The organism is Rhodococcus sp. EPR-147, assembly GCF_001647185.1.
Taxonomy (GTDB): domain Bacteria; phylum Actinomycetota; class Actinomycetes; order Mycobacteriales; family Mycobacteriaceae; genus Rhodococcoides.
This window is the reverse complement of the sequence record NZ_LVCU01000532.1, coordinates 1-26051: the sequence shown is the minus strand read 5'-3', so window position 1 is coordinate 26051 and position 26051 is coordinate 1. Positions and strand designations below refer to the sequence as shown.

Below are 26051 nucleotides of genomic sequence, written 5' to 3'. Positions count from 1 at the left end.
CACCGAGATGCGAGGTCAACGTGGTGACGACAGTGCCCACCTTCGGCACTGCAGCGTGAGACACCGAAACGCCCAGGGCCACATCGGAGAACACCTGCGATGCAGCGGCCGTGACCAATGCATCGAACGAGGTGACGGCCGAGGCCTGAACTTCCCAGACGTGGCGGCCATCCGGCAAGGCGACTCGGGCACCTGGAACTCGCGCGTTGCCGCTGGAGCTGACCTGCGAGTTCAGCCAGAACTCCTTGCGCAGGTACGCGGTACGCGGTATCGGCGCGTACGGGCCGGACTCGAACAGCGTGGCCAGTTCCAGGGCGTGCCCGTGGACGTAGAGCTGCGCCAGCGCGGAGAGGAAGGTCTCGGACTCGTCCTCCTTGCGCTTGAGCGTCGGGATCAGAGTCGAATCGGCGACGCCTGCAGCCCAGGCCGTGGCGGCGACCGACATCAGCGCGACAGGGTTGGGAGCAAGCTCGACGAACGTCGTGTGACCGTCTCCCACAGCGACATTGACGGCCTGAGTGAACCAGACCGGATGACGCATTCCCTTGGTCCAGTACTCGACGCCGTGAATAGCCGCATGCCCGACGCGATAGTGGGCCTCGCGATCGACCGACGAGTAGACCCCGGCAGTGAGTTTGCCGGGTTCGATTCCGGCGAGTTCGGCGGCCAACTCACCGAGCAGGACATCCACTGCCGCGGTGTGTCCGGCACCCTTGACGTCGAGCAGGCGGGCCATCTTGCCTGCGGCCTCGGCCATTTCGACGAGGGCCTCGACCTCGGCGCGTGGTCCTCCGACGGTGGTGTGCGTCGGTGCTGCGTAGACGCAGGGTTCGACGTTGGGGAATTGATCGGTGAGGGTCTTGACCTCGTCGGGGGTGTACTCGACGAGAGCCATGGCACCCTGCGATGCGGCTCCGAGTCCTTCCTGGCCCTCGGCCAGCAGGCGCGAACGGGCGTAGATGATGCGCACCGCGTCTTCGAGGTTCAGGCCACCGGCAACGTATGCGGCCGCTACCTCGCCCATCGAGTGTCCGATGACGGCCGCCGGCTCGGCACCGTGTGCGCGAAGCGTTGCCGCCAAGGCGATCTGGATGACGAAGATGGCGACCTGGGAATTCTCGAACTCGTAGGTCTGCGAGTCGTCGAGGATGATCTCGCGGATGGAGTAACCCGCCTCGTCGACGAGCAGTTCGTCGACCTTGTCGACCTCGGCGGCGAACACCGCGTTGGTGCGGTAGAGCCGCGACGCCATCTTGCGGTGCTGCGAACCGAAGCCGGAGAACACCCACACCGCCCCGTTGGACGCGGGCGAATCTGCCGAGAACACACCGGGGCCCGGCTTGCCTGCGGCGATGGCGCGCAATCCGGCGATGGCCTCGGCTGTGGTCGACGCCAGAACCACTGCGCGCGAACGCCCGTGGTTGCGGCGAGCCAACGTGCGGCCCACGTCGACGAGAGGCGTCGTGCTGCCCTCTTCGGTTTCGAGCCAGTCGGCCAGTTCCGATGCGGCCCGCTTACGACGCGAGGGCAGGGCCGCGGACACAGCGAGAATCACTGTCTCCGAACCTGTTTCAGCGTCGGACAGTACGGTCTCGGCCTCGGCCACCGGATCCGTGGTCTCGACCTCCGACACGACGGGTTCGGGCTCGGCGACGATCGGCAGTTCCTCACCGGCCACATCGGTGAGGCCCTCGACGAGAACGGCTTCCGGATCCACAGCCGCCGGATCGAATGCGTCTGCGGTCTCGCCCGGGACGTACTCGCGGACGACGACGTGCGCGTTGGTGCCACCGAATCCGAAGCCGGAGACGCCTGCGACGGCCTTGCCGGTGTACCGCGGCCAGTCGGTGGCCTCCGGGATCACCTTCAGGTGCGCCTTGTCGAAGTCGATGTACGGGTTGGGGCCCACGTAGTTCAGCGACGCAGGCAGCTTGTTCTGCTGCATCGCCAGGACGACCTTGATCAAACCTGCTGCGCCTGCGGCCGATTCGAGGTGTCCGAAGTTGGTCTTCGCCGATCCCAGCAGGGCAGGCTTGTCGGCGTCGCGACCACGGCCGACCACACGACCGAGAGCGTCGGCCTCGATCGGATCGCCCAGAATGGTTCCGGTGCCGTGCGCTTCGATGTAGTCCACGCCCGACGGGTTGATACCGGCGTCGCGGTAGGCGAACCGCAGCGCGTCGGCCTGTGCGTCCGGGTTCGGTGCCAGCAGACCGTTGGAGCGGCCGTCCTGGTTGATCGCGGAGCCGGCGATGACGGCAAGCACCTGATCACCGTCGCGCTCGGCGTCTTCGAGTCGCTTGAGCACGACGAGTCCGCCGCCTTCGGAGCGGATCATGCCGTTCGCGTCGGAGGAGAAGGCCTTGATCCGGCCGTCGGGCGCGAGCACACCCGTCTGACCGAATCCGACGGTGATGGGCGGTGCGAGCAGCATGTTGACGCCACCGGCGACGGCAAGATCGGATTCTCCGGTACGCAGACTGCGCACCGCCTGGTGCACGGCGACGAGCGACGACGAGCACGCGGTGTCGACGGCGATCGACGGCCCGCGGAAGTCGTAGAAGTACGACACTCGGTTGGCGACGATGGCGGTGGACGTGCCGGTGAGGGCATACGGGTGCACGGCCGGGTCGCTGACGGCGATGAGCTGGTAGTCGTTGGAGGAGCTGCCGATGAAGACGCCCACCTGGCTGCCCTTGATCGAGCTGGCCGGAATGTGCGCGTGCTCCAACGCTTCCCAGGTCAGTTCCAGCGCGAGCCGCTGCTGCGGATCGACGTTGACGACCTCGTTGGGCGACATCGCGAAGAACTCGGCGTCGAAGGTCTTGACGTCGTCGAGGTAACCGCCCTTGGTCACCGTCGCGGCCACCGCGGCAGCGATGACGGGATCGGAGGTGAATTCCTGCCAGCGGCCGTCGGGCAGATCGGTGATGCCGTCGCGGCCCTCGATCAGCAGCGACCACATCTCTTCCGGAGTGTGTCCGGTGCCCGGGAAGCGGGAGGACAGGCCGACGATCGCGACGTCGTGCGCATCGCCCGACTGTCCGCCGCTGGTGTAGAACGCGTCGTCCACGGTGCCGACGGGCTCGTCCGGCTCGCCTTCGATGATGATCTTGGCCAGCGACGCGATGGTGGGGTGCTGATAGACGACGGTGGCGGTCAGCGTGACCCCCACCAGCTCCTCGATCTCGCCGCTCAGTGCGACGGCATCGCGAGAGGACAGACCGAATTCCTCCATCGGGCGGTCGTCGGAGATGGCCGACGCCGGCTGCCCGGTCGCGTCCGCAACCCAGTTGCGCAGCCAGTCCCGCAGCTGCGCAACCGTGAGGTCTCCGCCGTCCACGCGCTCGATTTTGTCTGTCTCTTGTTCAGCCATTACTCACCAAGTCGTATCGGAGGAAGAACGGAGGATGCGTCCGTCAGTCGGGCAGTTCTGCATCCGGGAAGGCCGTCTGCTGGTAACCGCCGCGCAGCGTGCCCTCGATGTACGCGGCCTTGCAGGCGCGTCGAGCGATCTTGCCGCTGGACGTACGCGGAATGGAACCGGCCGGGACGAGCAGGACGTCGCGCACGGTGACCCCGTGCCGTGCCGATACCGCGGTACGCACCTCGTCGGCGATCGGAGCCGGGTCTGCCTTGCCCGAGCCGGGTGCACGCTCGGCGACGATGACGAGCTGCTCGGAGCTGTCGTCGGAGTCCTTGGTCAGGGCTGCGCCGCTGAACTCGAACACGATGTCCGGGAGCTGGTTGAGCGGTACGGCGAAGGCCGCGACGAAGCCGGGACGCAGCGCCTTGCTGGCTTCCTGAGCCGAGAACTCGAGGTCCTGCGGGTAGTGATTGCGGCCGTCGACGATGACGAGGTCCTTGACGCGACCGGTGATGTAGAGCTCGCCGTCGTGGTAGACGCCGAAGTCGCCGGTACGCATCCAATTGCCACCCTCGGGAGCGCCCTCTGCGTGCGAGCCCTCGGAGTTCCGGTGGACGAGCTTGTTGTGGAAGGTCTCCGTGGTCTCGGTCTCGCGGCCCCAGTAGCCCTTGCCGATGTTCTCGCCGTGCAACCAGATCTCGCCGACGTGCTCGTCGGCAACCTCGGTGGCGGTCTCGGAGTCGACGATGGCTGCCCACTGGCTGCGTGCGACGGTTCCGGTGGACACCTGCGGGATGGCACCGGGGGCGTCGGGGGCGACGACGACGAAGTTGCCTGCGTTGAGCTCGACGCGGTCGACGTAGACGACCTTGGCCTCGTCGGCGTGCTTGCTGGTCGAGACGAACAGGGTCGCCTCCGCCATGCCGTAGGACGGCTTGATCGCGGACTTGGGCAGTCCGTAGGGGCCGAACGCCTCGTTGAACTTCTTCATCGACGACGTGGTGACGGGCTCACTGCCGTTGATCAGACCGATGACGTTGGACAGGTCGAGGCTCTCGCCGTTCTTCGGCAATCCACGCTGGGCGGCATGCTCGAACGCGAAGTTCGGTGCTGCCGCGAAGGTGCCTGCGCCGTCGGAGACAGCTGCGAGTTCCTTGATCCAGCGCCAGGGCCGCTGCACGAAGGCGCGCGGGCTCATGATGGTGATGTACTTGCCGCCGAGCGCCGGGAGGATGACGGTCAGCAGGCCCATGTCGTGGAACATCGGCAGCCAGGTGACGCCGCGGGAGTCGTGGTTGATCTCCATGCTGTCGACCATCTGCAGCGCGTTGACGCCCACTGCGCGGTGCGTGATCTCGACGCCGGCCGGCGTCCGCGTCGAGCCGGAGGTGTACTGCAGATACGCAATGTCGTCGAGCCCGGCTTTGGGCTCGACCCATGTCTCACCGACGCTGTCCGGGACGGCGTCGACGGCGATGATCCGGGGACGCTCCGCGGCGGGCAGGGCGCGGAAGAACGCGCGCACGCCTGCGGCCGAGTTGCTCGCGGTGAGGATGGCGCTCGGCTTGCAGTCACCGAGGACGGCATGCAGGCGGTCGGTGTGGCCCGGCTCGTCGGGATCGAACAGCGGCACCGCGATGGTGCCCGCGTAGATCGCACCGAAGAAGGCGATGACGTACTCGAGGCCCTGCGGTGCCAGGATCGCCACTCGATCACCGGGCTGGGTGACCTGCTGCAGGCGAGCCGCGACCGCTTTGAGGCGAGTACCGAACTCGGCCCAGGTCAGCTCGTGAGCCTCGCCGTCACGTTCCCGGGAGTAGTCGACGAACCGGTACGCGAGCGTGTCGGAATTCTCCTGCACGTTCACCTCGACGTGGCGGACGAGCGTCTGCCCTTCCCCGATGGTGATGTGGCCGTTCTCATCGATGAAATCATCGAACGTGTGGCTCATTACTTCAATCTCCTCCGACACGAATCCGCTGCCACACAGCCTGCGTGACCTGGGCCCGCACCACCGGCTGCGTGCATGCAGACACCGAACAGCGTTTTATGTTACTGACTAGTAGCTCTTACGGTGTCGGTTTGGCACCTGGTTTGAAAGGCCAGCTACATGGTACCGACACGCGCCTGCGTCACTCGCCTTTCAGCAAGTCGACAACCGGCGCGAATGCTTCCATTTGAGTAGGGAAAACCCCGACATAGGACATCGTCGTCCGCGCGCGAACGTTACGGATCTGATCGGCAATTTCCTCGTATGTCCCGAATGCGAGGTACGGAGACGACAGGATGTCCTCGACGGTGAGCTTGACGTCGACGTCCACGTTCGGCGGATAGCCGTTGTCGAGTGCCGCCAGCGCCATCTCGGCCATCTGTTCACGGTCGTCGGTGACCACGATCGTGGTGATGGCCCAGTTCAGTTCGATGTCGTCGAACCGATCGCCTGCGGCCGCGCGAATGAGCTCGACTCGCTCGAGGGTCTTCTCGATGGTCATGCCCGAGAGCAACAGCTTGCCCTCCTTCGAGGTGCTCGGCACCACGGAGATGATGTCGGCATACTTGGCCGCCAACGCGAGCATCTTCGGACCGCCACCGCCGATGCAGATCGGAGGACGCGGTCCCTGCCGCGGCCGAGGACTGCCCTTGAGACCGGTGATCGTGTAGTGCTTGCCCTCGAAATTGCATTCCTGACCGCGCAGCAGCACGTCGAGAATTTCGAGCGTCTCTTCCAACTTCTCGATGCGCACGCCCGGGCGGTCGTACGTGATGCCCGCCTTGTCGTACTCCTCACGCATCCAACCTGCGCCGAGACCGAGTTCGAGCCGCCCGCCCGACAGCACATCGATGGTGGCCGCGTCCTTGGCCAGCACCGCGGGATGCCGGAAGCCGTTGGCCAACACAGCGGTGCCGAGCCGAATCTTGTCGGTGGCGACGGCGAGCGCGCCGAGTGCTGCGATGGGACCGACCTGGTTGCCCAGGTGATCGGGAATCATGAAGCTGTCGTAGCCCAGTTCCTCGGCCTGCTGCGCCAGCTTGATGAACTTCCGAGCCCCGCCCTCCTCGGCGTTTCCCTCTCCGCCCGCAGCGAATCGGAATTTACGCGGCCCTGCGGTCGCGGCCTCGGCGGAACTCATCTATTGCTCTCCTCGGAGTGTGGAGCGGTCTTGTTTCGGGTGGCGAGAGCAGCCCGGCCGGGGCCGATCTGCGCAGGTCCAAGGCGCCACTCTAGCCGCTGGCCCGAGTCGATCACACCGGCTGGGGGTTTCCCGACCCAGGTTTGTGCCCGGCAATAGATCGCCACACGTCGCGTTGTGACGTTTCCGTTATAAAAGCGTCAGCGCTCACGAATGCGGGGGCGTCGGGGCGTTCTCGATCAGTCCGGCGGCCCACGAAGCGGTCCACTGAGTAGCCGTCGTACCGGATTCGTCGACGACGAAACTGTTGTACGACGCATGAACGGGGTTGCCTGCAGCACCGATCAGAATCTGGATGCTCTGCGGAATGTTGCGGAGCGACAATCCATCCGACGGCGACGAGCAGATCAGATCGCCGGGAGCACAGATCTGATTGGTCCGGTCGTCGAGAGCACCGAAGCCACCTTCCCGACGCCCCGTCATCGTGATACCGGGCAGGTCGAGTCCTCCGAGCGCAACCTCGGCACCGACGCCGTCGAGCGGGGCCGGAACATCGGTGCCGGAGACGCCGTCGCGTCGGCCATCGGCGATGAGGGTGACGCCGAGAACACGATCGGCGGAAATGGGACCGTTGCCCGCTCCGATGTCCGCTGCGATGTCGCCGGAGATGACCGCGCCCTGAGAGAAGCCGGCGAGGACGAAATTGGTCAACGGGCAACGCGCGCTGACATCGGTCATCTTCTGCACGGCGACGGCTTTGCCCTGGGTGCGGCTGTTGTTGTAGGACTCCTGGCCGTCCGGCGGCAGCGCGATGGGATTCGAGAACTGCGCCACGTACGGCACGGTGTAGACGTCCGCTCGCGAGCCGGGGAACTGCTCCTGCAACGGGCGAGTGACGTTGAGCATCAACGACACCGGATTGGCCGTCGGGTTGTACGGATCGTCGGTGGCAGACGACTCCCAGGTACCGGGGATGGCGATGACCTGAACGTCGGGGCAATCGGCCGGCTGCGACGTCGGCTCCTCGGGGCCCGGAGGCACCGGAATTCCCGGTTCCTTCGGCAGCCTTCCGGCAAACAGGTACCAGAGGACGACGATGATCAGACCGATGATCGCCGCAACGGCGATCACCGGAAGAATTCTGCGCTTACGCTTGGCCATCACCGTGGATCTCTACGGCCTGCAGTACGTCGCCTGCGCGGCGGCGATGTAGGTCTGAGCCGCCTGCTGAGCCTGCGTCTCGCTCATCTGGGTTCCGGAGGCGCTGGCCTCGACGCCGACGTTCGCCGTGACGAAGGTCGAGATCTCCTCGGCCGTGACGCCCTGCGCCTGCGCGGCACAGATGTAGTTGGCCGTCGAGACCGCGATGTCGCCGTTGCCCGCCGGGGTGACGCCCTGCTTCCTCAACTCGTCCAGGAAACTCTGACCGCGGTCGTCGATCTGACTTTCCGTGGGCCCCGGGAAATCGTCCGGGACGGGCTGAGGCTGCTCGGGCGGCGCGGTGGCCGCCTCCCCCGGACTCGTGGTCGGCGCAGCGGTGGTGGTCTCTGCAGCCGACGTCGTCGAACTCGCCTCGGTCGTCGTCTCGACGGCCGAGGTGGTGCTCGTCGGAGCTCCGGTCGCCGTCGAGTCGTCACTCCCGCAGGCCACCAGCATCGAACTCGCCGCAACGGCGAACACACCGAGCGACAGAGTCCTGGTGAGGGAATTACGCGTCATCGATCGAAATCCTTCGGTCGTCGGGTTCGCAGGCGAGAGTACCGCCGCGCTCTGTGAGGACTCTGAGCTGCTGTCGGCAGGTTCTACGGCGCGATCGTGGCAACGCCGTCCTTCAGCGTGATGATGCCGAACTGGAAGTTCTGCTGCTTGCCGCCACCGTCGATGTCGAACTGATCGCTGGTGGGGTAGCCGAGCCGGCCGCCCTCGTAGCCGACCGATCCCCACGCGTCGAAGATCGGACCGTACGGAGTGGACCAGGCACCGCTCAGAGGGCTCCAGTAGATGTTGCCCGTCTCGAACTGGTTGAAGCGTCCGCCGTCCCTGATCGGACCGAGCTCGTTGGACTTGGGGAACCCGAGAGGTCCACCCTCCCAACCCAATTCGCCGTACTTGCCCAGAATCATGCCCTGCACCGAGTGCACACCGGCCTCGGGCGAGGTGTAGATGGCACCGATCTCGAAGCCCTGCACCGATCCGGGCTTGGTCGGCGTTTCCACCTCGTCGAGCACCGGGTAGCCGAGCGGTCCGCCCTCGTAACCCTGGGCGGCCCACTCGTCGAGCACGGCACCCTTGACCGCGTGCGCGCCGGTCTGCGGCGTGAAGTAGACCATGCCGTTCTGGAAGGCGTTGAACCGTCCGCGACCGTCGGGGGTTCCGATCTCGCCGGTCGTCGGGAAGCCGAGAGCACCCTCGGGGCCCCTGTTGCCCTGATAGATGCCACCGATGGCACCGGCGACGACCTGCGCACCGGTGTCGGGGGTGAAGAAGACCCGACCGAAGGTGAAGTCCTGTGCGCGTCCGCCTGCCACGTTGTATTCGGCGGTCAAGCACGGGCCGAGCCACGAATTGGCACCGCTCGCGTTGCCGATCAGTCCGGCGGCGCTGCATGCGGGCTTGTCCACCTCGACGCCGAGCGCGGTGGCGAGCTGCGGCCACAGCTGATGCAACTCGAACTGCCAGTACGGCCACGAGTGCGTGCCCGACGGCCGGTAGTTGACCTGAGCGGGGATGCCGAGCTGGTTGAGCTTGGTGGCGAACGTCTGCGAGGTCAGTCGCGACAGAATCTCGAGACCCATGCCTGCGTAGTTGGTGCTCACACCAGGAATGGGCGACGGCTGATCGTAGGGTCCGGCCGAACCGTTGCCGCTCGAGATGTAGAGACTGACACCTTCGAGCTTGTCGGCCAGCACGTACGGATCGTGCTGAGCCCACAGCGAGTTCGACGGCGGTCCCCACATAGCGCTGGAGTTGAACCCACCGGCGTCGGTCATCGCGTACTGAATAGCCTGCGGCATACCCAGCGAGGTGGTGCTCAGGATGCCCGAGAGCGATCCGGCGAACTTGAAAAAGCCGGGGTTGCGCGCGGCCAGGAACATCGCGGACGTGCCGCCCATCGACAGTCCGACGACGCCGCGGTTGTCGGTGCTGCGCCAGTCGCGCTCGAGAATCGGCGGGAGCTCCTCGGTCAGGAACGTCTCCCACTGGTAGTTCTTGCCGTTGTCCTGATCGACCCAGTCGGAGTAGAAGCTGGACTGGCCGCCGATGGGCAGGACCACGTTGACGTTCTTGTCGGCGAAGTACGACTCGGCGTCGGTCTCGGCCGTCCAGCCGTTCTCCTGGTCGGTCGCGCGCAGGCCGTCGAGCATGTACACCTGCGGGAACGTCGCCTGAGGGTTGATGTTCCAGTCACGCGCGAGCAGTAGCTGAACCTGGATGGGCGTTCCCATCGAGGGCGACTGGATCCACAGCGCGACGCGACGATCGGAGAGCCAGTCCACCGAAGTGACGGTGGCACCGGATGTCTGTGTGTAGGCGGGGCCGGCCAGTGCAACAGGGGCCGTGCTGGCGACGGGGGCCGCGGAGGCAACGGTCGTCGTCGCGAAGGGGATCATCAGCGCGGAAGCGACGGTCAATGCTGCTGCCGCTCGCCGAGCCCGTGTACCGGCCGATGTAGTCCGACCGAACCGAACAAGCTCAGTGCGCATGATGGTGACTCTCTTTCGACGTGACATTCGAAGGTCTCCTATCGAGACATGCTTCGTATGTCTTTCTACACGTGCCCGCTGCCGACGAGAAGCAGACGCGCTGTGACTGGTGGTGCAATTGTGAACAGAGGTGCCGCTAACGATCCGCTGGAACAGAAATGCCGCCCGGCGTAGGGACGCGGGCGGCACTTCCGGAGAACATGACGATGGTGAACGTCAGGCGTTCAGGGCTTCCAGGATCTGGCCGCGAGCCTTCCACAGCTCGGCTCCCCAGTACGGCCATGCGTGAATGCCGTTGGACGGGAAGCTGTAGGTGGCCGGGATGCCGAGAGTGTTCATGCGGATCTGGAATGCACGGGTGTTGGCGAGCGAGAGGGCCTCGAGCGCCATGCCGTTGGCGGTGTTGTAGAAATCGATCGGCGCGGCCGGTCGATCGAACTCGCCGGGCAGACCACTGGCGGCCGAGATGTACAGGGACATGCCCTCGAGCCTCGGTGCGAAGACGAACGGGTCGTTACGCAGCCACGCCGGGTTCCAGGGCGGTCCCCACATGGAGTCGACGTTGAAGCGTCCGGCATCGAGCATGGCGACGCGGATGGCCTCACGCATGCCGGGCGCGGAGATGTTGAGGTAGCCCGAGAGCGAACCGGCGAACTTGAACTGATCGCGGTGGTAGGCGGCGAGCGTCAGAGCGGCCGAGCCACCCATGGACAGTCCGAGTACACCGTTGTTGCTGCGCGAGACGCCGTAGTTCTCGAGGAACGCGGGCAGCTCCTGGGTCAGGAAGGTCTCCCACTTGTAGGTGACTTCCTGGCCGTTGAAGTTCGACGAGGTGTACCAGTCGCTGTAGAAGCTCGACTGACCGCCGACGGGCATGACCAGGGTCACGTTGTCGTTGGCGAACTGATCCTGCGCGTTGGTCTCGAACGTCCAGGCGTTGCGGTCGTCGCGTGCGCGCAGTCCGTCGAGCAGGTAGAGAGCAGCGTTGCCACCGCGGGCCGCCCATTGGACCTGAACCTTGATGGGGCCCATCTCGGACGGAACGATCAGGTCCTCACGGCCACCGGCGGGCGTTTGGTGCACGACGGGAGCAGGCGCTGCAACAGCGACCGCTCCACCGACGACACCGGCTGCGATGGGAAGGACGAGCGCGGCAGCACCGACGCCGAGCAGGCGCTGACGCCAGCGTGAAGACGCCTTCGGGGTTCTGCTGAGGCCGGCAAATCGCATGAATCGTGCTCTCTCTCATCTACGCGGTCTCCGCGACATGCGGCCCCCGGCAATCGAACAGGGCTTTCTGGGTGGCCCCTCGAGGCCAGGGACGATGTGGTCCCGAAAAACTGAGGTTCTGCTGTGAAAACAGGCGAACCGCTCGATGGAGGTTATTCCATCGAGCGGTTCCAAGGCAAAACTGTGATCAGCGTCCCAGTTTCACCTCGACGTTTCCTTGAAACAGGAGACTATCCTGCCCGGCCCCCGCTGAACAGGCCTGAAAAGTCGTGAAGTTTCACGAAGGGCCGAAAAGCGGGCGAAACGACCGAAACGAAGTGCGGCTGGTCAGCCACCGATGTTGGCGCTCAGGTCCGGTGCCATGATGCGGATCTGCTCGCCCCAGTAACCCCACTGGTGGGTACCGACGGCCGGGAACGCGTACGTGACGTTGTTGGCGCCGATGCTTGCCATCCGGATCTGGAACGCCCGGCTGTTCGCCAACGCGATGGCCTCGAGGCCCATGCCGTTGGCGGTGTTGTAGTAGTCGATGAAGCTCTGCGGGCGATCGAGTCCGCCGGGCAGACCGCTACCTGCGAACACCCATACGCGGGTTCCGTTGTCGCGCAGACGAGGCGCGAAGACGAACGGGTCGTTGCGCAGCCACGCCGGATCCCACGGCGGTCCCCACATCGCGTCGATGTTGTAGCGACCGGAGTCGAGCAACGCCAGACGCATCGCTTCACGCATGCCGGGAGCAGAGATGTTCAGGTAGCCGGACAGCGAGCCCGCGTAGCTGAACTGGTCCGGGTGGTAGGCGGCGAGCGTCAGAGCTGCCGATCCGCCCATGGAGATACCGATGACGCCGTTGCGGTTGGGGTTGAAGCCCCAGTTGGCGCGCAGGTTCTCACGCAGGTTCTGCGTCAGGAAGGTCTCCCACTTGTACGTGGTCTGTTGGCCGTTGAAGTTCGACGGTGCGTACCAGTCGGAGTAGAAGCTCGACTGTCCGCCGACCGGCTGGACGACGTTGATGTTGTATCCGGCCAGTACGGCACCGGCGTCGGTCTCGTGCTCCCAACCGGAGATGTCGGTGGTGGCCCGCAGCCCGTCGAGGAGGTAGACGACGCGGTCGGTGTTACCGTCCGCGGCGCGCCAGACGCGGCTCTTGATCGGACCCATCGACGAGTCCGTCCACACGTCGATGGCATTGCCGTCGAAGGCCGCGTTTGCAGTCGCGCCACCGCCGGCTACAGCCAATCCCAGTGGTAGGACCACTGCCATCAGCATGGACGTGGCGGCGCGGCGTCCCCAGGACCCACCCCGCTTGTCCTCGGACCGGCTCTTCCTTCTACCCAGCATGCACTCGACCTCTCAGCTGCTTCGTCGTCACATCGGTTACGCAATCAACGCTTGATCTCGCAAGTCCATCATGTCTGCCGCCCGACCACACAGGTCGGACGCATACACATCCTCCGCACTTATCGCGCGAAGGACGACCCCCGTTACATGATCGAGATAGCTCATCTTGGCGTCGACACCAATTCGGCGCAACCCGGTGACCTTTTCGTGTTCGGACACCTAATTGTCCGCCTTCAATATCGGAGCCGGAAGATCACATCGTTGTATTTCGTACTTCGGCACCCGATCGAACCGATATCCGGCGTAGAAGAGCGAACGCTTGACATTCCGGACGAACAAATCCTTCGTCAACGGCGCTCGATACGAGGTGAGCAGTTCCTGGGTGTCGGGGCAGGTCAGCGCAACCTGAGCCTCGGTGACCCAGTCCTCGTCCATGTACCAGGGCAGGTACGGATGAACGGCGACGAGGCCGAGATCGGCCACCACCCAGTCCGGATAGAGATTCTTGTCGTGTCCGATCCGGCCGTTCTCGAGCCGCTCGGTGTGCGACGCCAACGGGTACGCCAGTCCCATCTGGTCGATGACCCGCACGTCGAGGCCGACGTTCATGCTGGTCATTCCGAGGTTCAGGAAGAAGACGGTGTGACCGAAGCCACCTTCCGGGATGGGGAGTGGTGGGGGAACGACATCCCAGTACGTGAACTGCGCCGACGGCAACAGCAGGCCGCCGTCCGGAGTGTCCTCGATCGCCTCGACCATCCCGCGCATCCGCGGGTAGTCGAGGTAGTCCGCGGCCAGGATCGGGTGGGCGTGCCCGGTGTTGAGCGAGTAGAACGCCCGCTCGTCGACGATGCCACTGCGGCCGACGATCGAACCCTGCGGCATACCCGTCGTATTGGCAGCCACGACGGCCCAGACCACGATGCCGCCCCAGACGAAAAGATCGGCGAAGAATATCGCGGTGGCGCGGTCTGCAGACCATCGTTTCGGAAGGGCGACCGGCAGCACCGAAATCGGCAACAAAAGCGTGAACAATGCCGGCAACAATGTGCGGCCGTGCATGAAATCGCCGCCGACGCGAATCGCGTACAAAGCCAGCAGAAGGCCACTGATCAATACGAAGACGACCACGGCGGTCGGCGTCCGTAGCGCTGCGAGCCAGCCGCCGACGGTGCGGGGCAGGGACAACCGCACTCGGGAGGCCGACAGAACGGCACCGACGACGAGCAGTAGGAGTGGCAGCCACAGCAGGTACGGGCCCACGAGGTTGGACAGGTACTCGAACCCCTGCGACCACTTGGCTCCGCCGGCATCCTTCGACACCGCGGTGTTGGGGTACGGCAGGCCGTAGTAGCCCATGCGCCAGATCTGGTAGAGCACCGGCACGGCTCCGGCGAAAACGAACACTCGGAGCCTGGACGACCAACTCTGCGGGGCCAGGAAGATCATCGCCAGCGCGAGCACCGCCACGATGGACAGTTCCGGACGCACCAGCGGGCCGAGGCCGGCGAAGAACGCCAGCAGCAGCAGCTCGGCGCCACCGCTCCGGCGCTGGCCCCAGCGAACCATCAGCAGCCACAGCATCGCCAGCCAGAAGATGACCAGGCAGGTCTCGAGGCCGGACGTCGCGAAGTCGCGGGCAGGAGGAACCGCGATGTAGACCAGGACGCCTGCGGGCAGGAACAGGGTCTTCGATGCGGTACGTCCTCGCAGCGCGAACGTGCCGATCATCGCGATGACGACGGCGGCCGTGGACAGCACGAGCGCGATCGTCAGGACGACGTACTCGAGGCGTCCCTCGCTCAGCCAACTGCCTGCGTAGACGAGGTACGTCCAGATGGTGCTGGTGTTGGTCTCGACTCGTTCGCCCGCGTTGAACACCGGTCCGTTGCCGGCCAGCAGGTTGCGGACGGTGCGCAGCACGATCAGCCCGTCGTCGGCGATCCAGCGGCGCTCCCACGCACCCCAGAGGAACAACGCCCCGGTGACCACGGTCCCGATCCAGAAGAAGGGCCGGGTGATCGATGCCCGAGCGGACTTCTCTTCTCGCGCGTCTCGCTGGTCAGGCGAGGTAGACAGCGACACCAACCACTCCGATCCACGCTATGGCGAGTAGCTGGAGAACCCTGTCTCCCAACGCGATCTCTTCGGGTTCGCCTGCCTCGCCGCCATCGACATCCACTGCGTATCGCAGGATTGCGATGGTAAACGGAATCATCGAGATCGCGAACCAGTTGGCGTCCGTGCCCGCGTCTTCCTGGAACGCCCACAGGCCGTAACAGATGACGACGGCCGTTGCCGACAGCGTCCAGACGAATCGCAGGTATGTGGTGGTGTAGTTCTCGAGCGATTTGCGGATCTTCGCTCCGGTGCGTTCGGCGAGCTGCAGCTCGGCGTAGCGCTTGCCGGCAGCCATGAAGAGCGATCCGAACGCCATGATCAGCAGGAACCACTGCGACAGCGGGATCGACGCGGCGACGCCACCGGCGATCGCGCGCAACAGGAAGCCCGAGGACACGATGCAGATGTCGAGCACGGCCTGGTGCTTGAGACCGAAGCAGTACGCCAGCTGGATCACGATGTAGACGCCGATGACCAGCGCCAGCTTCCAGTTCGCGAGGAACGACAGACCGATGGCGAGGGCGAAGGACACCACGGCCATCGCGTAGGCGATGTTGACGGGCAGCACGCCCGCGGCGATCGGCCGGAACCGCTTGGTGGGGTGTGCGCGGTCGGCCTCGACATCGAGGGCGTCGTTGACGAGGTAGACCCCGGACGCGGCGAAGCAGAACACGACGAACGCGAGCGCGACGGACAGCAGCACGTCGGGGTCGGTGACCGAGCCCGCCGCCAGCGGTGCAGCGAGCACCAGGACGTTCTTGACCCACTGACGCGGACGAAGCGCCTTGACGATGCCGTCCGCCAGGTTCTTCGGCGGCGCGCCTACGGGTGCGGCATCCTCGCTCATTTGTCTCCTTCGAACTTCACGACGGCCGCAGCCGTCAACGCGCCGAGTGCAGATCCTGCCAGCACATCGGTGGGGTAGTGGACTCCGAGCACCAAGCGCGAGAGCAGCATGGGTGGGACGAGGACCGCCGGTAACGGTAGCCCGGTCACCCGGCCGAGGAGAACCGCGGCGGCTGTGGTGGATGTCGCATGCGAGGACGGAAAGCTCAGCTTGCTGGGCGTCGAGACGTTGATGCGCACGGCCGGATCGTGGGGACGTGGCCGGCGCACGATTCGCTTGATGACGATCGACGCGGCGTGGGAGCCCACTGCCCCGACTGCCACCGAGGCCCACTGACGCCGACGCGGCTTGTCCAGCGCAGCACCGATACCGGCGATCGCGACCCAGCCGAGTGCGTGTTCGCCGAAGTGCGACATGCCGCGGGCGACGGTGATCGCGCCCGGTGCACTGCCGACGGTGCTCTGCACCTTCTCGAGGATCCTGACTTCCGTCGGGGCCTCGGTCTGGCCCTTACGCCTGGTAACGAAAGACACGTTCCCACGTTTCCTTACTGGTCAGGTGCGGCACGGCATCGCGATACCGAGCCTTGAGGGCGGGGAATTCGGCCGCCAACTGCTTGCGCAGCGACAGTGCTTCCTTGAGCAACGCCGCGGCCTGAGCGCGGTCTCGCTTGCGGTAGACGACGCCCCGGCCGTCGGCGGTGGTGACGGTGACGCCGTCGACCTGGGAGAGCAGGAACCAGCGCGCGTCGAGAGTCGGGACGTTGAGCTGTGGGCGGTCGTGATGCTGAGTGTGCGCAGGCTTTGCGTTGTGCAGCAAGCCTTTTGCCAATCGGCTGATCTTGGCGAGCGGGTTGGTCGGCAGCCCGACGGCTCCCACCTCCTCACCGGACGCGAGGGGCAGCTCCGTGGAACTGCCCACGACGACGGCGTCGGGAAATTCCTTGCGCAGTGCGTGCACGGTCGGCAGCGCGGTGGGGAGGATCTCGAGGATGTGCTCGGGGCCGGCCAAGAAGTCGCGGATCGCGAGGTTCTGAATGGCGACCGTCGAGTATTCGAGGCACAGCAGATGCTTGACCGTGGCCTTGATCGTGTCGAGCACCAGGCCCTTGCCGTCGCCCGGCATGTGCAGCGATGCGACCACGAGGCGGTTGCGCAGATGGAAGTACGCCTGCCAGTCGATGGCGTCGTCCTTGTCGCTCCACGCCATGTGCCAGATGGCCGCGCCCGGCAGTGTCACCGTCGGGTAGCCGGCTTCCCGTGCGCGCAACCCGTATTCGGCGTCGTCCCACTTGATGAACAGCGGCAGTGGCTGCCCCAGTTCCTCGGCGACGACGCGGGGGATCATGCACATCCACCAGCCGTTGTAGTCGACGTCGATGCGGCGGTGCAGCAGTTTGCTGGTGCGCAGCGGGTCCTCGGAAAAGTCGTGGTCGTACTCCACGTTCTGTGCGCCGGTCCACATGAAGTTGCCGCGATCGATCACTTCGCCCATGACGTGCAGGTGGCTGCGCGCCTGCAGGTTGAGCATCTGGCCACCGACGAGCGTGGGGACCTTGGCGAATCGCGACATCGCCAGCGCCCGCAGGATCGAGTCGGGCTCGATCTCGATGTCGTCGTCCATGAACAGAATGTGTTGGCACGAGGTGTTGTTCAGTGCCTCGTACATGATGCGGCTGTATCCGCCGGACCCGCCGAGGTTGGCCTGATCGTGGATGGCGAGTCGGCCGCCGAGGGCTGCTGCCGCCTCGTCGAACCCTGGCTCGTCCTTGGCCTTGCGGGTGCCCTGATCCGGCATGATGACGGCTTGGATCACGTCGAGCACCAACGGATCCGAGCCAAGGGCCACAAGGGCTTTGACTGCGTCGGCCGGACGGTTGAACGTGGGGATACCGACGGCAACGGTGGCCTCACCGGGAGCCTCGATCGGCGCGTACCAGCCCGCACTCTCGAGAACCACCTCGGAATCGGAGGTGATGTCGAACCAGATCCAGCCGCCGTCCTCGAACGGACCGAGATCGATCAGAAACTCTTGCGCCGCATCGCCGTCCACGGCTTCACGGCCCTCGACGTGGATGCGCGACGCATCGGCCTTGGACCGGTAGACGTCGATTCGGCAGTGTCCGGAGACCTCGACGCGCAGCACCACGGACTTCAGGACGCTGTAGCGCCGCCAGTAGCTCGCCGGGAACGCGTTGAAATAGGTACAGAACGACACCTCGGACTCGGAGCCGATCGTGACCGAGGTCCGCGAGAGCGAGTGTGCCCGTTTGGCGTTGGTGAGCGCCTCTTCGAGGTACAGCGTGCGCACGTCGAGCGGTTCACCGGAGCGCGGCAGCAACACCCGCTGCAGCAGTGACTTGCCGAGAACCGGCGCGGCGTCGGCGATGCCGTCCTCGAGGAGGTGCTTGGCGGTCACTTGTCGCCTGCCAGGGGTGCACCGGTCTCGAAGTGCGGAGCCAGGGTGTTCTCGTACATGTTCAACGCGCTCGCGATGGCCATGTGCATGTCCAGGTACTGGTAGGTGCCGAGTCGGCCACCGAACAGCACTCCGCTCGCGGCGGCTTCGGCCTTGGCGCGGTCGCGGTAGGCCTCGAGCTTCTGCCGATCGTCGGGAGTGTTGATCGGGTAGTACGGCTCGTCGCCGCTCTCGGCGAAGCGGGAGAACTCGCGCATGATGACCGTCTTGTCGGTCGGGTACTGGCGCTCGGGGTGGAAGTGACGGAACTCGTGGATCCGGATGAACGGCACGTCACCGTCGTTGTAGTTCATCACCGGGGTGCCCTGGAAGTCACCCGTCGGGAGTACCTCGGTCTCGAAATCGATTGTCCGCCAGCCCAGTTCGCCCTCGGAGTAGTCGAAGTAACGGTCCAGTGGGCCGGTGTAGACGATGGGAGCGTCGGGGCTCTCGGCCACGAGCTCGGCCTTGACGTCGAACCAGTCCGTGTTCAGCCGGACCTCGATCTTCTCGTCGGCGGCCATCTTCTCGAGCCACGCGGTGTAGCCGTCGACCGGCAGACCCTCGTAGGTGTCGTTGAAGTAGCGGTTGTCGAACGTGTACCGCACCGGCAGCCGGGTGATGTTGCCCGCGGGCAGATTCTTCGGATCGGTCTGCCACTGCTTGGCGGTGTAATCCTTGATGAACGCCTCGTACAGCGGGCGCCCGATCAACGAGATCGCCTTCTCCTCGAAGTTCTGCGCGTCCTTCGAGTCGAACTCGTCGGACTGCTCTTCGATGAGTGCCCGCGCCTCCGCAGGCGAGAAGTACTTGCCGAAGAACTGCGAGATCAGGCCCAGGCCCATCGGGAACTGATACGACTGGCCCTTGTGCAGGGCGAAGACACGGTGCTGGTAGCTCGTGAAGTCGGTGAACTGGTTGACGTAGTCCCAGACCCGCTTGTTCGAGGTGTGGAACAGATGCGCGCCGTACTTGTGGATCTCGATACCCGTCTCGGGCTCGGCCTCGGAGTACGCGTTGCCGCCCAGGTGGTGCCGCCGATCCAGCACGAGGACACGCTTGCCCAACTGGGACGCCGCCCGCTCCGCCACGGTCAGTCCGAAGAACCCGGATCCGACGACGATGAGGTCGTATCGGCCGGTCACGGAGGCGTCGGAAGAGGTGGTCTCGGGGCTTACAGCAGTCACGGGCAACCAGGGTATCCGACGATCGTGACCGCTCTGCCCCGCCAGGCGTCGGTCGGCCGGTCGGAGGTCAACCGGGCAGGCGTCGAAGCAGGTAGGTGTCCATCACCCAGCCGTGCCGGGACTTGACCTCCTCGCGGGCGCGGCGGATCTCGCCCAGCACGTCGTCGAGCGGACCCGCCACCAGCTTCTCGTCCGCCGTCCCCAGGTTGGCACCCCAGTGGATGCCCCACCCTGCGCCGGTCAGCGCGCTGCAGGCCAGATTGCCGTCGAGCATGACCACGAGGTTGTCGAGGCCGGTGGCGACATCGCCTGCCAGGTTGCGGCCGGTGGTGATGACGATCGGCCCGCCGATGCGGTTGAGCACGAGGCGGTGACTCGCCGCCAGCATCGACACGCTGGAGATGCCGGGTGTGACATCGAACTCGATGTCGCCGCGCAACGCGGCCAGCCGCTCGACGACGCGGATCGTGCTGTCGTAGAGCGCGGGGTCTCCCCAGACGAGGAATCCGACGACGGTGCTGTCGTCGAGACCGTCGAGCACATCGGCGTAGGCGCGGGCGCGGGCGTCGTGCCAATCGAGGACAGCGGTCTCGTACTGCCGGGGCGATCGGTCGCGTGGCGGGTCGGGCACCTCGATCACCCGGTAGCTGCCGCAGTGGTGGCGTTCGAGGATCTCCTGCCTGGCTGTTGCGAGATCTCCGACGGATGCACCCTTGTCCGCGACGACGAACACGTCGACGGCCCGCAGTTTCTCGACGGCCTGGACGGTCACCTGATCCGGGTGGCCACCGCCGATGCCGATCAAATGGATTCTCACGAGCGGTCCCGGCACGCGTCGTACAGGTGGGATTCGGTGACGACGCGTCGAGCCAGGGCTGGCCCCACCAGAATCACCGCCGCCTGTCGCAGGTCGGCGGCCTCGACCTGGTCGGCGATGTCGGCCAAAGTGCCGCGCAGGATCAGCTCGTCCGGCTTGCTGGCGTGGAATACGACCGTGGCGGGGCACTCGGGACCGTAGAACTCGGTCAGTTCGTCGGCGATGATGCGGGTGCGGGTGATCGCCAGGTGCAGCGCGAGCGTCGCCCTGGTGGCGGCGAAGTTCTTCAGCGCCTCGGTATCGGGCATCGCCGTCGAGCGGGCCTGTGCGCGCGTGAGCACCACCGACTGCGTCACTTCCGGAACCGTCAGCTCGACGCCCAATGCGGCGGCTGCGGCCGCGTAGGCCGGAACGCCAGGGGTGACGTCCCAGGGCACGCCTGCGGCGTCGAGTCGAGCGGACATCTCCGCCAACGCGGAGTAGAGGGACGGGTCGCCCGAGCACAGGCGCGCGACGTCCTCCCCGCGCTCGTGGGCGGCGACCAGCTCGTCCGTGATGGCGTTGAGGTCGAGTTTTGCGGTGTCGACCAGTCGGGTGCCTGCAGAGCAATGTTCGAGGATCGCGTCGTCGATGTAGGTACCGGCGTAGACGCAGACCGGGCTCGACCGCAGAAACTCGACGGCCCGCAGCGTGAGCAGGTCGGCAGCACCTGGTCCGGCTCCGATGAAGTGCACAGTCACAGCTCGAAAGCGTAGAGGACACGTCCGACGCGCCGCGCCGCTCGAACTTCCCGCCGATGGCTAACTGTCAAGCTAAGGTTTAGCCTTGTGTCTGATGGGACTCATGTTGCTGATGTGATTCATGTTGTTCAGTAGCTGGATCCTACGACGCGTACCTACCAACAACCAGGGAGTACCGCCTTGCCGAACCGTCGAACGAAGCCGTCGATCGTTCTCGGTGCTGTCGCACTACTGGCCGTCGCAACCCCCTTTGCGGTCGCAGGCCTCACCGACAGCACGACAACCGGAGTTCGACCGGCCAACGAGACAACCCCGGTCACCGTGCCGACCAAGATCGTCGAGACCGCGCTGAGTTCCGCACCGGACATCGTCATTCCGTTGCAGGAACTCACCGGACTGCCGTTGCCGGATCTGCGGCTCTCCGATCTGAAGTACCTACCGCTGCCGGATTCCATCGTGATTCCGCCGATCGAGATCCCCGACATCCCGGGCCTGACCACGCCCGCGCCGGGCAACGCGACAGCACAGGCACCCGTTCCCCGGGTCGATGCATCCGCGCCGGTCAGTCCCCTGCCCGTGAATCCGGAAGCTGCCGATCCGACCGGCCCGCCGCTCGGTGCCGCCGTCAAGGAGATCAAGCAGGACACTCCCTTCAGCATGGTGGCCCTGACCTCCGAGCAGCTCGACGGTGCGACCGCTCAGGTTCGCCGCCAGCTAGAGGACGGATCCTGGGGCCCGTGGCTCGAGACTGCGCCGGTGGATACCACTGCGAGCGACGCCGTTCCCGCTGCGGAAAAGCAGGGCACCGAGCCGATCTTCGTCGGACTGACCAACGCCGTGCAGGTGTTGCTGACGCCACTGACGAGCAGTGCAGCTCCCGAAAGCTTCGCGACTGCACCGGTTCCCGAGGTTCCGGTCGTCGAGCTGCCTGCTGCGGACGCTCCGGCCGAGGCACCCGCTGCTGCGGAACAGCCGTTGGGTTACACCCCGGCGTCGTCGAGCACGCCTCTGCGTCAACAGGATCCGGCACCGGTCGATCCCGCGGCGCCGGCACCTGCAGTCGAGGCTCCTGCAGTCGAGGCACCTGCAGCAGATCCCGCCCAGCCCGAGGCCGCGCCGGAAGGCACGGCGGATCAGTTGGCTGCTGCGGTCGATGACATCAGTGCCGTGCTCATCACCCCCGGCACGTCGCCGGTCGACTCGGCATTGAACGACATCGCCACGCCCGTCGCCGGTGACGCAGGTCCCAAGGTCATCACCCGCGCTCAGTGGGGTGCCGACGAGTCGATCCGTTGCGCCACACCGACTGTCGACGACTTCCTCGGCGGTGCCACCGTGCACCACACCGCAGGCAGCAACGACTACTCCAAGTCCGAATCGGCCGAGATCGTCCGCGCCATCTACGCGTACCACGCGCAGACACTCGGCTGGTGCGACATCGGCTACAACGTCCTCGTCGACAAGTACGGCCAGATCTTCGAGGGCCGCGCGGGCGGCTTGGACAAGCCGGTCCAGGGCGCACACTCGGGCGGGTTCAACGAGAACACGATGGGCATCGCCATGATGGGCGACTACTCCAACGAGGATCCCTCGCAGGAGACCATCGATTCGGTCGGCAAGTTCCTCGGATGGCGACTCGGCAAGGCCGGTCTCGACCCGAAGGGCACCACCACGATGACCTCGGAGGGAACGGATTTCACGTTCGTGGGCCGCGGCCAGAGCGTCGACCTCCCGGTGATCTTCGGTCACCGCGACGTCGGCAACACCGAATGCCCCGGTGACGCCGGGTACGCACGACTCGGGGAGATCCGCGACATCGCTGCGGCAAATCTCGGCGGCGGAGATGCCACTCCGGCATCACCCGACGCTCCCGATACCGCACCCGACACCGCGGTGACCGACCCGGCACCGTCACGCCCGGGCACCGACGCCAGTTCCACTCTGGGCGAGAACATCCCGGCTCTGGTCGCCGAACTGCAGCGACTGGCGGCCACCAGTCCCGTCGCACAGAAATGGTTGGCTTCGGGCGGAGAAACCGGCTCGCTCGGCGTTCCGGTGAGCGGTCTGGTGCAGGTGAGCGGCGGCCGTGAGAAGGCGCAGTTCGCCAACGGCGAGATCATCACCAACATGGCCGGTCAGGCCGTGGCCGTCATCGGCAAGATCTTCCAGCAGTACGTGCAGCAGGGTGGCGTCGACGGCATCCTCGGCCTGCCGATCACGGACGAGTTCCGGGTGCCGGAGGGCTTCCGTACCGACTTCGAGAACGGTTCGCTGATCTTCAACGAGCTCACCGGAATCGTCACCACGGTGATCAAGACGTACAACGACACCTACAACGCGGAGATGCAGAACCCCGTCGCAGCACCGGTGGAACCGGCTCCTGCACCTGAGCCTGCTCCCGCACCGGAGCCCGCACCCGCGGGCTGAGTTCCGACAGTCGACAAGGGCCGAGTCACCGTGGTGACTCGGCCCTTGTTTCGTGTTCGGATATGCCGGGAGACCTGAGGGTCACCACCAACGTTCGAGAACCTGTGCCACTCCGTCCTCTGCGTTGGTGACGGTCACTTCGTTCGCCGCCGCGACGGCAGCGGGATGCGCGTTGCCCATCGCGACGCCCAGGCCCACCATCGACAGCATCGGCACGTCGTTGGGCATATCGCCGAAGGCCACGATGTCCTGCACGTCCACCGACAGCGTCTCGGCGACCTTGGCCAGGCCCGATGCCTTGGTGATGCCCGGTGCCGACAGCTCGATGAGTCCGTTGTCGGTGGAGAACGTCAGGTCTGCTCGACCTGAAATCAGCGGGGACAGGATGTCGGCCATGTGTCCGCTGGTGGAGCCGGACAACCGGATCAGCAGCTTGACGGCCGGAACGTCGACCACGTCGTCCTCGGTCATCTCGACGTTGTCCGGGTTCAGCCAGGCGTGTTCGTATCCCGGGGAGCTGACGAACTGCGGCGTCGCCGAGTCGTGCGCCGTCCGGCCCACTCGCTCGGCGGCCAGTCCGCAGCCGGGCAGCGCGCGATACGCGACGTCGGCCAACCACTGCAGCGTCTCGACCGACAGCGTCTCGGCGCTGAGCACGCGATCGTTGGCGGCGTCGTAGATCACCGCACCGTTGGCGCACACCGACATCGGCGCGTATCCCAGCTGATCGACGACGGGGTGGATCCACCGCGGCGGCCTGCCGGTGGACAGCACGAACGGAACTCCGTCGGCCACGACGGCCGAGACGGCGCGCTTGGTGCGCTCGGTGACACGTTCGTGCTGGTCGAGCAAGGTGCCGTCGACGTCGCTTGCGACGAGTCGGGGGGCGAGGCGGGTGGTGTTCGGCGCGTTGGTCATCGTGACGTCATTCTGCCCTAGTGTCGAAGTGCCCTGTTTTCGACATGCACGTCTTCGATGTGGAAGGAACGGTAGATGACATCTGTGAACCGTCAGATCCGGCTGGCCCAGCGCCCGGTGGGACGTCCCGACGAATCGACGTGGAACCTCACCGAGGAACCGATTCCCACCCCCGGTGACGGAGAATTCGTCGTCACCGTCGACTACGTCTCTCTCGACCCGGCCATGCGCGGCTGGCTCAACGATGCGCGCTCGTACGTGCCGCCCGTCGGCATCGGCGAGGTGATGCGGGCGCACGCCGTGGGCCGGGTGCTGGAATCCCACCATCCCGATTATGCAGTCGGAGAGATCGTTTCGGGTTCGTTCGGCGTCACCGAGCATGCCCTGTCGGACGGCACGGGGGTGCAGAAGGTCGACGAATCCATCGCGCCTGCTCCCACCTGGCTCGGGGCACTCGGATTCCCCGGGCTCACGGCCTATTTCGGTCTGATGGACGTCGGCAAGCTCGCCGAAGGCGATACCGTGGTGATCTCCGGAGCCGCCGGTGCCGTGGGCAGTATCGCGGGGCAGATCGCGAAAGCCAAGGGAGCCACTGTGATCGGCATTGCCGGTGGACCCGAGAAGTGCGCGTGGCTCACCGAAGAACTGGGCTTCGACGCGGCGATCGATTACAAGAACGAGTCGGTGTACAAGGGCCTGAAGGCGGCTGCGCCCAAGGGCATCGACGTGTATTTCGACAACGTCGGCGGCGAAATTCTCGACGCGGCACTCTCCCGACTGCGCAAGGGAGCGCGAGTGGTGTTGTGCGGAGCCATCTCCGGCTACAACGCGACGGACCCGCAGCCCGGCCCGGCGCATTACCTGTCGCTACTGATCAATCGGGCATCGATGACGGGGTTCATCATCTTCGACTACCTCGATCGCTACCAGGAGGGCATCGACGCGCTGTCCGAACTGCTCACCAGCGGCAAGATGACCGCACGCGAGCAGATCGAGATCGGCGGCATCCCCGCTTTCGGATCGACCCTGAACCTGCTGTTCGACGGGGCGAACACCGGCAAGCTGGTTCTCGAGGTCGGTGAACGCACCCACGACTCGGAATTATGACGCCGCCTCGTTCGTTGAACCCCACGTATCGACCGATAAAGAACTAGGAGAGCAACGATGTCTGCAGCCACCGAAACCGCCATTCTCGCCGGAGGATGCTTCTGGGGAGCCGAAGAGCTCGTCCGCAAGCTCCCTGGAGTGATCTCGACCCGCGTCGGCTACACCGGCGGCGAGGTCCCCAACGCGACGTACCGCAACCACGGCAATCACGCCGAGGGCCTCGAGGTCGTCTACGACCCCACCCAGACGACATACCGCGATCTGCTGGAGTTCTTCTTCCAGATCCACGACCCCACCACCAAGAACCGTCAGGGCAACGACATCGGAGCCAGCTACCGCTCGGCGATCTTCTACCTGAACGACGAGCAGAAGCGCGTCGCCGAGGACACCATCGCCGACGTCGACGCGTCGGGACTGTGGCCCGGCAAGGTCGTCACCGAGGTGACCCCGGCCGGAGATTTCTGGGAGGCCGAGCCCGAGCACCAGGACTACCTGCAGAAGTACCCCGAGGGATACACCTGCCACTGGGTGCGTCCGGAGTGGAAGCTGCCGCGTCGGGCCAACGCCTAGACGGTATGGAGGTCTTGGCTGGGGCCCCTCCGCATGTAAGCGTGGGTTGCCGACAGGAGTGGGTCCTGGCCGGTAGAGCCACAGATGTGG

19 protein-coding genes are annotated in these 26051 nt (G+C 65.6%); 3 read left to right on the top strand and 16 right to left on the bottom strand.

Going from position 1 to position 26051, the window contains the following annotated elements; translation table 11 throughout:
• The 15 genes from A2J02_RS23465 to cobM all read right to left on the bottom strand — a co-directional run.
• A partial coding sequence (locus A2J02_RS23465) for a type I polyketide synthase (protein WP_068054336.1) occupies positions 1 to 3376 on the bottom strand: 3376 nt, incomplete at its 3' end.
• Between the two features lie 43 nt (positions 3377 to 3419).
• Positions 3420 to 5318, bottom strand: a complete 1899-nt coding sequence (fadD32, locus tag A2J02_RS23460) for a long-chain-fatty-acid--AMP ligase FadD32 (protein ID WP_068054333.1) — start codon at positions 5316 to 5318, stop codon at positions 3420 to 3422.
• A 181-nt stretch (positions 5319 to 5499) separates the two neighbouring features.
• Positions 5500 to 6498, bottom strand: coding sequence for an LLM class F420-dependent oxidoreductase (locus A2J02_RS23455; RefSeq protein WP_068054330.1), 999 nt, complete (start codon positions 6496 to 6498; stop codon positions 5500 to 5502).
• Positions 6499 to 6705: 207 nt separating this feature from the next.
• The gene (locus A2J02_RS23450) at positions 6706 to 7659 is read right to left on the bottom strand and encodes a cutinase family protein (RefSeq protein ID WP_068054327.1); all 954 of its coding nucleotides are present in this window, start codon (positions 7657 to 7659) and stop codon (positions 6706 to 6708) included.
• A gap of 12 nt (positions 7660 to 7671) precedes the next feature.
• Positions 7672 to 8217, bottom strand: a complete 546-nt coding sequence (locus A2J02_RS23445; RefSeq protein ID WP_068054323.1) for a DUF732 domain-containing protein — start codon at positions 8215 to 8217, stop codon at positions 7672 to 7674.
• 83 nt (positions 8218 to 8300) lie between these two features.
• The gene (locus A2J02_RS23440; protein ID WP_082899056.1) at positions 8301 to 10202 is read right to left on the bottom strand and encodes an alpha/beta hydrolase-fold protein; all 1902 of its coding nucleotides are present in this window, start codon (positions 10200 to 10202) and stop codon (positions 8301 to 8303) included.
• Positions 10203 to 10418: 216 nt separating this feature from the next.
• Positions 10419 to 11432 carry an alpha/beta hydrolase gene (locus A2J02_RS23435; RefSeq protein ID WP_068054320.1) on the bottom strand — a complete coding sequence of 338 codons (1014 nt, stop codon included), beginning with the start codon at positions 11430 to 11432 and terminating at the stop codon, positions 10419 to 10421.
• 327 nt (positions 11433 to 11759) lie between these two features.
• A complete protein-coding gene (locus A2J02_RS23430; protein ID WP_176460222.1) occupies positions 11760 to 12770 on the bottom strand; it encodes an alpha/beta hydrolase in 1011 nt (336 codons plus the stop codon).
• Positions 12771 to 12989: 219 nt separating this feature from the next.
• Complete coding sequence (gene zomB / locus A2J02_RS23420; protein ID WP_068054314.1) at positions 12990 to 14855, bottom strand: flagellar motor control protein ZomB; 1866 nt, start codon at positions 14853 to 14855, stop codon at positions 12990 to 12992.
• Positions 14833 to 15738 carry a decaprenyl-phosphate phosphoribosyltransferase gene (locus tag A2J02_RS23415; protein ID WP_068054311.1) on the bottom strand — a complete coding sequence of 302 codons (906 nt, stop codon included), beginning with the start codon at positions 15736 to 15738 and terminating at the stop codon, positions 14833 to 14835. Before A2J02_RS23415 ends, zomB begins: the two co-directional genes overlap by 23 nt.
• Complete coding sequence (locus A2J02_RS23410; RefSeq protein ID WP_052047296.1) at positions 15735 to 16271, bottom strand: phosphatase PAP2 family protein; 537 nt, start codon at positions 16269 to 16271, stop codon at positions 15735 to 15737. The genes A2J02_RS23415 and A2J02_RS23410 overlap by 4 nt, the downstream gene beginning before the upstream one ends.
• Complete coding sequence (locus tag A2J02_RS23405) at positions 16249 to 18156, bottom strand: glycosyltransferase (protein ID WP_068054308.1); 1908 nt, start codon at positions 18154 to 18156, stop codon at positions 16249 to 16251. Before A2J02_RS23405 ends, A2J02_RS23410 begins: the two co-directional genes overlap by 23 nt.
• Entirely contained in the window at positions 18153 to 19382 is a 1230-nt protein-coding gene (gene glf / locus A2J02_RS23400) for a UDP-galactopyranose mutase (RefSeq protein ID WP_197478117.1), read from the bottom strand. Before glf ends, A2J02_RS23405 begins: the two co-directional genes overlap by 4 nt.
• Before the next feature lie 67 nt (positions 19383 to 19449).
• Positions 19450 to 20199, bottom strand: a complete 750-nt coding sequence (gene cobF, locus A2J02_RS23395) for a precorrin-6A synthase (deacetylating) (RefSeq protein ID WP_068054339.1) — start codon at positions 20197 to 20199, stop codon at positions 19450 to 19452.
• Positions 20196 to 20939: a precorrin-4 C(11)-methyltransferase gene (gene cobM, locus A2J02_RS23390; RefSeq protein WP_068054302.1), complete on the bottom strand. Its 744-nt coding sequence runs from the start codon at positions 20937 to 20939 to the stop codon at positions 20196 to 20198. Before cobM ends, cobF begins: the two co-directional genes overlap by 4 nt.
• 180 nt (positions 20940 to 21119) lie before the next feature.
• On the opposite strand from cobM, the gene A2J02_RS23385 reads away from it, so the two are divergent.
• On the top strand, positions 21120 to 23366 hold the full coding sequence (locus A2J02_RS23385; RefSeq protein WP_068054299.1) for an N-acetylmuramoyl-L-alanine amidase: 2247 nt from the start codon (positions 21120 to 21122) through the stop codon (positions 23364 to 23366).
• Between the two features lie 81 nt (positions 23367 to 23447).
• Here the strand turns inward: A2J02_RS23385 and A2J02_RS23380 are convergent, their stop codons facing one another.
• A complete protein-coding gene (locus A2J02_RS23380; RefSeq protein ID WP_068054295.1) occupies positions 23448 to 24284 on the bottom strand; it encodes a Cof-type HAD-IIB family hydrolase in 837 nt (278 codons plus the stop codon).
• Between the two features lie 75 nt (positions 24285 to 24359).
• On the opposite strand from A2J02_RS23380, the gene A2J02_RS23375 reads away from it, so the two are divergent.
• Positions 24360 to 25391 carry an NADP-dependent oxidoreductase gene (locus A2J02_RS23375; RefSeq protein ID WP_068054293.1) on the top strand — a complete coding sequence of 344 codons (1032 nt, stop codon included), beginning with the start codon at positions 24360 to 24362 and terminating at the stop codon, positions 25389 to 25391.
• 57 nt (positions 25392 to 25448) lie between these two features.
• Positions 25449 to 25961: a peptide-methionine (S)-S-oxide reductase MsrA gene (msrA, locus tag A2J02_RS23370; protein WP_068054290.1), complete on the top strand. Its 513-nt coding sequence runs from the start codon at positions 25449 to 25451 to the stop codon at positions 25959 to 25961.
• Positions 25962 to 26051 lie beyond the last annotated feature (90 nt).

What these genes read in the sequence shown, in the direction of transcription:
- fadD32 (WP_068054333.1), bottom strand. Translation starts at nt 5,318, where the DNA reads ATGAGCCACACGTTCGATGATTTCATCGATGAGAACGGCCACATCACC.
- A2J02_RS23455 (WP_068054330.1), bottom strand. Translation starts at nt 6,498, where the DNA reads ATGAGTTCCGCCGAGGCCGCGACCGCAGGGCCGCGTAAATTCCGATTC.
- A2J02_RS23450 (WP_068054327.1), bottom strand. Translation starts at nt 7,659, where the DNA reads ATGGCCAAGCGTAAGCGCAGAATTCTTCCGGTGATCGCCGTTGCGGCG.
- A2J02_RS23445 (WP_068054323.1), bottom strand. Translation starts at nt 8,217, where the DNA reads ATGACGCGTAATTCCCTCACCAGGACTCTGTCGCTCGGTGTGTTCGCC.
- A2J02_RS23440 (WP_082899056.1), bottom strand. Translation starts at nt 10,202, where the DNA reads ATGCGCACTGAGCTTGTTCGGTTCGGTCGGACTACATCGGCCGGTACA.
- A2J02_RS23435 (WP_068054320.1), bottom strand. Translation starts at nt 11,432, where the DNA reads ATGCGATTTGCCGGCCTCAGCAGAACCCCGAAGGCGTCTTCACGCTGG.
- A2J02_RS23430 (WP_176460222.1), bottom strand. Translation starts at nt 12,770, where the DNA reads ATGCTGGGTAGAAGGAAGAGCCGGTCCGAGGACAAGCGGGGTGGGTCC.
- A2J02_RS23415 (WP_068054311.1), bottom strand. Translation starts at nt 15,738, where the DNA reads ATGAGCGAGGATGCCGCACCCGTAGGCGCGCCGCCGAAGAACCTGGCG.
- A2J02_RS23380 (WP_068054295.1), bottom strand. Translation starts at nt 24,284, where the DNA reads ATGACCAACGCGCCGAACACCACCCGCCTCGCCCCCCGACTCGTCGCA.
- A2J02_RS23375 (WP_068054293.1), top strand. Translation starts at nt 24,360, where the DNA reads ATGACATCTGTGAACCGTCAGATCCGGCTGGCCCAGCGCCCGGTGGGA.
- msrA (WP_068054290.1), top strand. Translation starts at nt 25,449, where the DNA reads ATGTCTGCAGCCACCGAAACCGCCATTCTCGCCGGAGGATGCTTCTGG.